The sequence below is a fragment of the Streptomyces europaeiscabiei genome (genome assembly GCF_001550375.1).
Classification (GTDB): Bacteria; Actinomycetota; Actinomycetes; order Streptomycetales; family Streptomycetaceae; genus Streptomyces; species Streptomyces europaeiscabiei.
Window position 1 is genome coordinate 1 of sequence record NZ_LRTR01000587.1, and the last position, 6860, is coordinate 6860.

Below are 6860 nucleotides of genomic sequence, written 5' to 3' on the forward strand. Positions count from 1 at the left end.
TGCCCGACGGGCTCGCCACCGTCGTCGGCGACGGCGGCCACCGGCTCAGCGGCGAGCGGACCCAGGCCCTCGCACTGGCCCGGCTGATCCTCGCCGACCCACCCCTGGTGATCCTCGACGAGGCCACCGCCGAGGCGGGCAGCGCCGGGGCACGCACGCTGGAGAAGGCGGTCGCCCGCGCCGTGGACGGCCGGACCGCGCTGATCGTCGCCCACCGCCTCAGCCAGGCGGCCACCGCCGACCGCGTCGTCGTCATGGAAGCCGGCCGCGTGGTCGAGAGCGGCACCCACGACGAACTCCAATCCGCGCGGGGCCCCTACGCCGCCCTCTGGTCGGCCTGGTCGGACGCCCGCGACACCGGCCCCCGGCCGGACACCGAGACCCCCACACGTATCGCTCCACAGGAACCCGAACCGAAGGACCTCTGATGTTCCGCTCCCGCAGAGCGCCGCGGCTCGCCGTCGTGCTCGCCTCCGCCACCCTGCTCCTCGCCACCGCGTGCGGTGGCGGCGATTCGGACTCCGACACGTCGGACACCGGCGCCAAGGCGAGCACCTCCTCCGGCGAGTCCGCCTTCCCGGTCTCCATCGACCACAAGTACGGCAGCACGACCATCAAGGCCGAACCCGAGCGGATCGTCACCGTCGGCCTCACCGACCAGGACGCGGTCCTCGCCCTCGGCAAGGTCCCCGTCGGCACCACCGAATGGCTCGGCGCCTACAAGGGCGCGGTCGGCCCCTGGGCCGAGGACAAGCTCGGTTCCGCCGCGGCACCGACCGTCCTCAAGGACACGGGCACCGGCCCGCAGGTGGAGAAGATCGCCGCGCTCAGGCCCGACCTGATCCTCGCGGTGTACGGCGGACTCACCAAGGAACAGTACGAGTCGCTGTCCAAGTTCGCGCCCGTGGTCGCCCAGCCCAAGGCGTACAACGACTACGGCGTCCCGTGGCAGGAGCAGACCGAGACGATCGGCAAGGCGCTCGGCAAGCCCGAGGAGGCCGCCGAGGCGGTCGCCGGCACCGAGGCGAAGATCAAGGCCGCCGCCGACCAGTACCCCGCCTTCAAGGGCGCCACGGCCGTCATGGCCACCCCGTACGAGGGCATGTTCGTCTTCGGAAGCCAGGACGCGCGCTCGCGCCTGCTGACCGGCCTCGGCTTCTCGCTGCCGACGGACCTGGACAAGGCGATCGGCGACCAGTTCGGCGCGAACATCAGCAAGGAGCGCACCGACCTGCTGGACCAGGACGCCATCGTGTGGATCGTCGGCGACCCCGTCAAGGACGCCGCGAAGCTGCACAAGGACGCCTCGTACAAGGACCTGGGGGTCGTGAAGGAGGGCCGCGAGGTCTTCGTCAACGAGACCAGCGACTACGGCAACGCCACGTCCTTCGTCTCCGTCCTCAGCCTGCCGTACGTGGTCGAGCGGCTGGCCCCGCAGCTGGCGGCGGCCGTCGACGGCAAGACGGACACCAAGGTGGAGCAGCCCGCGTCCTGACGCGGTCGGGGGTACGAGGAGGGGGGCCGGTCACCGACCGGCCCCCCCTCCCGCATGTCAGCCGTCCTCGGCTGTCAGCCGTCCTCGGCTGTCAGCCGTCCATCGACTCGGCCAGACTCCGCGGCCGCATGTCGCTCCAGTGGGTCTCGACGTGGTCGAGGCAGGACTGCCGCGATTCGGGTCCGTGGACCACCCGCCAGCCGGCCGGCACGTCCACGAAGTCCGGCCACAGGCTGTGCTGGTTCTCGTCGTTGACCAGCACCAGGTAGGTGCCCTCGGGGTCCTCGAACGGGTTGCTCATCGCACTCCTCTTTCTGACTTCGTGTTTCTCACTTCGGGTTCCGCTCCGCCCACGCGACGAGCCCCTGAAGGGCCCGGAACCAGGTCTCGGCGAGATCCTGGACCGTGTCGCGCGGCAGCAGTCCTTCCAGATACGACCAGTGCGCGGCCAGTACCGGCCCGTCCGCCCGGTCCTCGGTCACCACGTTGATCTCCAGCGCGTGACCCTCCCGCATCGAGCCCTCCGACCCGATGTCCGCCGCGTCCTCCTCCGGCGCGTACGACCAGTCCGTCTCCTCCGGGATGCCGAACCGGCCCAGGTAGTTGAACTCCACCCTCGGCGGCTCGTGGGCCGCCAGTACCTCGCGGGTACGGGGGTTCAGGTGCCGCAGCAGCCCGTACCCGACCCCGTTCGCGGGCAGCGCGCCCAGATGTTCGCGCACCCGTCGTACGGCTTCCTCCGCCGCGTGACCACCCGCGAAGGCCTCGTCCGTGTCGACCGGTCCCGGATCGAGCCGGACGGGGAAGACACTGGTGAACCAGCCGACCGTACGGGAGAGATCGATCCCGTCGCCGCCCAGCTCCTCCTCGCGGCCGTGGCCTTCGAGGTCGACGAGGACCGAGGTGTCCGAACCGCCGTTCCGCCGCCGCCAGTCGGCGAAGGCCAGGCCGAGTCCGGCCAGCAGCACGTCGTTGACGGTGGCGCCGAACGCGGCCGGTACGGCCGACAGCAGCGGTCCGGTGTGCTCGGCGGGCAGCCGGAGCACGACCTCGCGCTGGGTGGCGGTGGTGTCCCGGTCGGGGGCGAGGGCCCGGGTGAGCGGCAGGGATCGCGCGCCGCCGTCGAGGATCGCCTCCCACACGGGGAGTTCGGCCTCCCGCTCCGGCGATTGGGCCAGCTCCGTGAGCAGCCTCGACCAGCGGGCGAACGAGGTCTCGACGGGCATCAGCCCGACCGGCCGCCCGGCACGGACGTCCCGCCAGGCCGCTTCGAGGTCCGGCAGCAGTACCCGCCAGGACACACCGTCCACGACGAGGTGGTGGCCCATCAGCAGCAGCCGGCCCGGAGCGTCGCCCGCGTCGAACCACACCGCCCGGACCACGACGCCCGCGTCCGGGTCGAGCAGTGCCCGTGCCGCGGTGGTGCGTTCGCGTACGGTCTCGCCCAGCGCGGTCGAGTCCAGGCCGGACACGTCGACCCGCTCGATCCAGCCGGCCGCGTCGACCGTGCCGACGGGCGGCACGTGCAGCGACCACTCCCCGGTGTCCTCGCGGGAGGGCCGGACCAGGGTGGCGCGGAGCAGGTCGTGCCGGTCGGCGAGCGCCTGCAGCACGGTGGTCAGACCGGGCAGGTCCAGGGCCGCCGGGGTGCGGACCAGGGCCGCCTGGTGATAGGTGGCGAAGGGGCCGCCCAGTTCACGCAGCCAGTGCATGACCGGGGTGAGCGGCACGGTGCCGGTGCCGTCGTCCGCCGGGCGCGGCGCGGCGGTGTCGGCCGCCTCGGCGACCGTGCCCAGCGCGGCCACCGTGCGGTGCCGGAACACCAGCCTCGGGCTGATCCTCAGGCCCGCCGCGCGGGCCCGGCCCACGAGCTGCATGGCGACGATGCTGTCACCGCCGAGGGCGAAGAAGTCGTCGTCCACACCGACCCGTTCGAGCCCCAGCACCTCCGCGAAGACCGTGCAGAGCAGCTCCTCCACGGGTGTCGCGGGGGCCCGCCCGGACGACAGCGCGGAGAAGTCGGGCGCGGGCAGGGCGGACCGGTCCAGCTTGCCGTTGGCGAGCTGCGGGAACCGCTCCAGGGTGACGACGGCCGCCGGGACCATGTGGTCCGGGAGCCGGCCGGCGACATGGGCGCGCAGCAGCGCCGGGTCGGGCGCGGTGCCCGGGACCGGCACCACGTAGGCCACGAGCAGCTTGCGCGGGCCGTCCTGGTGGACGGTCACCTGGGCCTGGCCGACCTGCGGGTGGGTGGTGAGCGCCGCCTCGATCTCGGCGGGCTCGATGCGGAAGCCGCGGATCTTGACCTGGTCGTCGGCGCGGCCGAGGTAGTCGATCCGTCCGTCGGCGGTCCAGCGGGCCAGATCGCCCGTGCGGTACAGCCGTGATCCGGCCGGTCCGAACGGGTCGGCCACGAACCGCTCGGCCGTCAGACCGGGGCTGCCCAGGTAACCCCGGGCGAGACCGCCGCCCGCGAGGTACAGCTCGCCGGGGACGCCGGGCGGCAGCGGCTGGAGGCGGTCGTCGAGGACGTACGCCCGGGTGCCGGCCACCGGCCGTCCCACGAGCGGCCGCTCGCTGTCGCGGACGCGTCCCACGAGGGCGTCCACGGTCGACTCGGTCGGCCCGTACAGGTTGAAGGCCTCGGTGCCGGGCAGCTCGGACAGCCGCTTCCACAGGGCGACGGGGACGGCCTCGCCGCCCACGCCGACGACCGCGAGCGGGCAGTCGCCGCCCTTCAGCAGACCGCTGTCGGCCATCTGCGTGAAGAACGACGGGGTGACCTCCAGGAAGTCGAAGCGGTGCCGGAGCACGGCCTCGGTGACCAGTTCGGGGTCGCGCCGGACCTCTTCCGACAGCACATGGACGCAGTGCCCGTCCAGCAGCCACAACTGCGGCTGCCAGGACGCGTCGAAGAAGAACGACCAGGCGTGGCCCACCCGCAGATGCCGCCGCCCGGCCGCCTCGATCGCGGGGGCGTAGAGCGTCTCACGGTGGCTGTGGAAGAGGTTGCCGAGGGTCTCGTGGGTGATCACGACGCCCTTGGGGCGCCCGGTGGAGCCCGAGGTGTAGATGACGTACGCCGGGTGGCGGGGCGTCAGAGGGGCGATGCGGTCGGCGTCGGTGAGGTCGGCCGGGTTCTGGGCCGCGATCCGTTCCCGCGTGTCGGGGTCGTCCAGCAGCAGGGGCGCGGTGCCGGGCGGCAGGGTCGCGGCGAACTCGCTGGTGGTCAGGGTGAGGACCGGTCCGGCGTCGGCGAGGACGTCGGCCGTGCGCTCCACCGGGGCGTCCGGGTCGAGCGGCAGATAGCCGGCGCCCGCCTTGTGGACCGCGAGGACGGCCGTGAGGAAGTGCGCGGTGCGGGGCAGCGCGAGGGCGACGAACCGCTCCGGTCCGGCACCCGCCTCCACCAGGAGCCGAGCCAGCCGGTTGGCGTCCGCGTTGAGTTCGGCGAAGGTCAGCTCGACGCCGTCGGAGGCGGCCGCGGGCCGTTCGCCGTGGCGGTGCGCCTGCTCCTCGAAGAGGGCGGGCACGGTGGTCGGTGCGCCGAGGGCGGGCCCGCTGTGCCAGCCGTCGAGGAGGCGGGCCCGCTCGTCCGTGCCGAGGATGTCGACGCGGCCGAGTGCGGTGTCCGGGTCGGCGGTCACGGCACGCAGGACACGCAGTAGCCGGTCCGCGAACGACTGGGCCGTGTCGTGGTCGAAGAGGTCGGCGCTGTACTCCAGGACACCGTCCACACCGGTGCCGTCGCCGCGTTCGACGAAGTCGAAGGACAGGTCGAACTTGGCGGTCGTCTGCGTCACGTCGTCCCGGCGGGCGTCCAGCCCCAGCAGACCGGTGTCCTCGCCGCCCGACGCCAGGTACACGACCATCACCTGGAACAGCGGGTGACGGGCGAGCGACCGGGCCGGGTTGAGCACCTCCACCAGCCGCTCGAAGGGCACGTCCTGATGGTCGAACGCGGCCAGGTCGGCCTCCCTGACACGGCCGAGCAGCTCGCGGAACGTGGGGTCCCCGGAGGTGTCGGTACGCAGCACCAGCGTGTTGAGGAAGAACCCGACCAGGTCGTCCAGACCGGCGTCGGTGCGTCCGGAGATCGGGCTGCCGATCGGGATGTCGTGCCCCGCGCCGAGCCGGGACAGGAGGGTCGCCACGGCCGCTTGGAGCACCATGAACACGCTGACCCCGTTGTCGCGGGCCAACCCGTGCAGGGCGGCGGCGAGTTCGGCGTCCAGCGAGAGGTCGGCGGAGCCGCCCCGGTAGGTCGCCTCCAGCGGCCGGGCCCGGTCCACGGGCAGCGCCAGTTCCTCGGGCAGCCCGGCCAGCGCCTGCTTCCAGTACGCGAGCTGGCGGGCCGCGAGGCTGCCCTCGTCCTTCTCGTCGCCGAGGACGTCCCGCTGCCACAGCGTGTAGTCGGCGTACTGGACGGGCAGCGGCTCCCACTCGGGGGCGCGAGCGGCCGTGCGCGCGGAGTAGGCGAGCGCGAGGTCCCGGTTGAGCGGGCCCTCCGACCACTCGTCGCCCGCGATGTGGTGCATGAGCAGCAGGACCGTCCACTCCTCCTCGCCCGTGCGGAACACATGGACGCGCAGCGGGAGTTCACGGTCCAGCTCGAAGCCGTACGCGCCGGCCTCCGCCAGCAGCTCCGGCAGCAGGTCGTCGTCGGTGTCGACGACCTCGAACGGGACGAGGACCTCGTCGGGCGCCAGCACCAGCTGGTGGGCACGGCCCTCGTCGTCGGGAAAGACCGTGCGCAGCGTCTCGTGCCGTACGACGACGTCGTGCACGGCGGCCCGTAGCGCCTCGACGTCCAGCGCGCCCGTCAGCCGCCAGGCCGAGGGGATGTTGTACGTCGCGCTGGGGCCCTCCACCTGGTACAGCACCCACAGACGCTGCTGGGCGGAGGACAGCGGCAGCCGCTCCGGGCGCGGCCGGACCGTCAGGGCCGGGCGGGCCGTGCCCGTCGCGTCGGCGGAGTCGGCGAGGTGCCGGGCTAGCCGGGCGACCGTCGGGGCGTCGAAGACCGTGCGCAGCGACACCTCGGCGCCGAGGACGGCCCGGATGCGCGCGGTGAGACGCATCGCGAGCAGGGAGTGGCCGCCGAGCGCGAAGAAGTCGTCGTCGATGCCCACTTCGGGCACGTCGAGGACGGCGGCGAACGCCTCGCACAGCAGATCCTCGCGCGGGGTGCGGGGCCTGCGGCCGGACGTGAGCGCGGCGAGGTCGGGGGCGGGGAGCGCCTTCTCGTCGAGCTTGCCCGCGACCGTGCGCGGCAGGCCCGCCACGGTGACGAAGGCGGTCGGCACCATGTGCGCGGGCAGCGCCCCGGCCGTGTGGCCGCGCAGCAACGCCGGGTCCACGGTGC

Annotated in this window: 3 protein-coding genes and 1 pseudogene; 2 read left to right on the top strand and 2 right to left on the bottom strand. The window is 73.3% G+C overall.

The annotated features are described in order from the left end of the window. Positions 1-428, top strand: a pseudogene (locus AWZ10_RS28190) (ABC transporter ATP-binding protein); the annotation flags it as partial. Beyond that, entirely contained in the window at positions 428-1495 is a 1068-nt protein-coding gene (locus AWZ10_RS28195; RefSeq protein ID WP_060892370.1) for an iron-siderophore ABC transporter substrate-binding protein, read from the top strand. The pseudogene AWZ10_RS28190 and the gene AWZ10_RS28195, both read left to right, overlap by 1 nt. A gap of 91 nt (positions 1496-1586) precedes the next feature. On the opposite strand, the gene AWZ10_RS28200 is transcribed toward AWZ10_RS28195, so the two are convergent. Continuing rightward, on the bottom strand, positions 1587-1796 hold the full coding sequence (locus AWZ10_RS28200; RefSeq protein ID WP_046703692.1) for an MbtH family protein: 210 nt from the start codon (positions 1794-1796) through the stop codon (positions 1587-1589). A 28-nt stretch (positions 1797-1824) separates the two neighbouring features. Then, a partial coding sequence (locus AWZ10_RS28205) for a non-ribosomal peptide synthetase (protein WP_159058367.1) occupies positions 1825-6860 on the bottom strand: 5036 nt, incomplete at its 5' end.

Coding starts and splice junctions, on each gene's coding strand:
- AWZ10_RS28195 (WP_060892370.1), top strand. CDS start 428: ATGTTCCGCTCCCGCAGAGCGCCGCGGCTCGCCGTCGTGCTCGCCTCC.
- AWZ10_RS28200 (WP_046703692.1), bottom strand. CDS start 1,796: ATGAGCAACCCGTTCGAGGACCCCGAGGGCACCTACCTGGTGCTGGTC.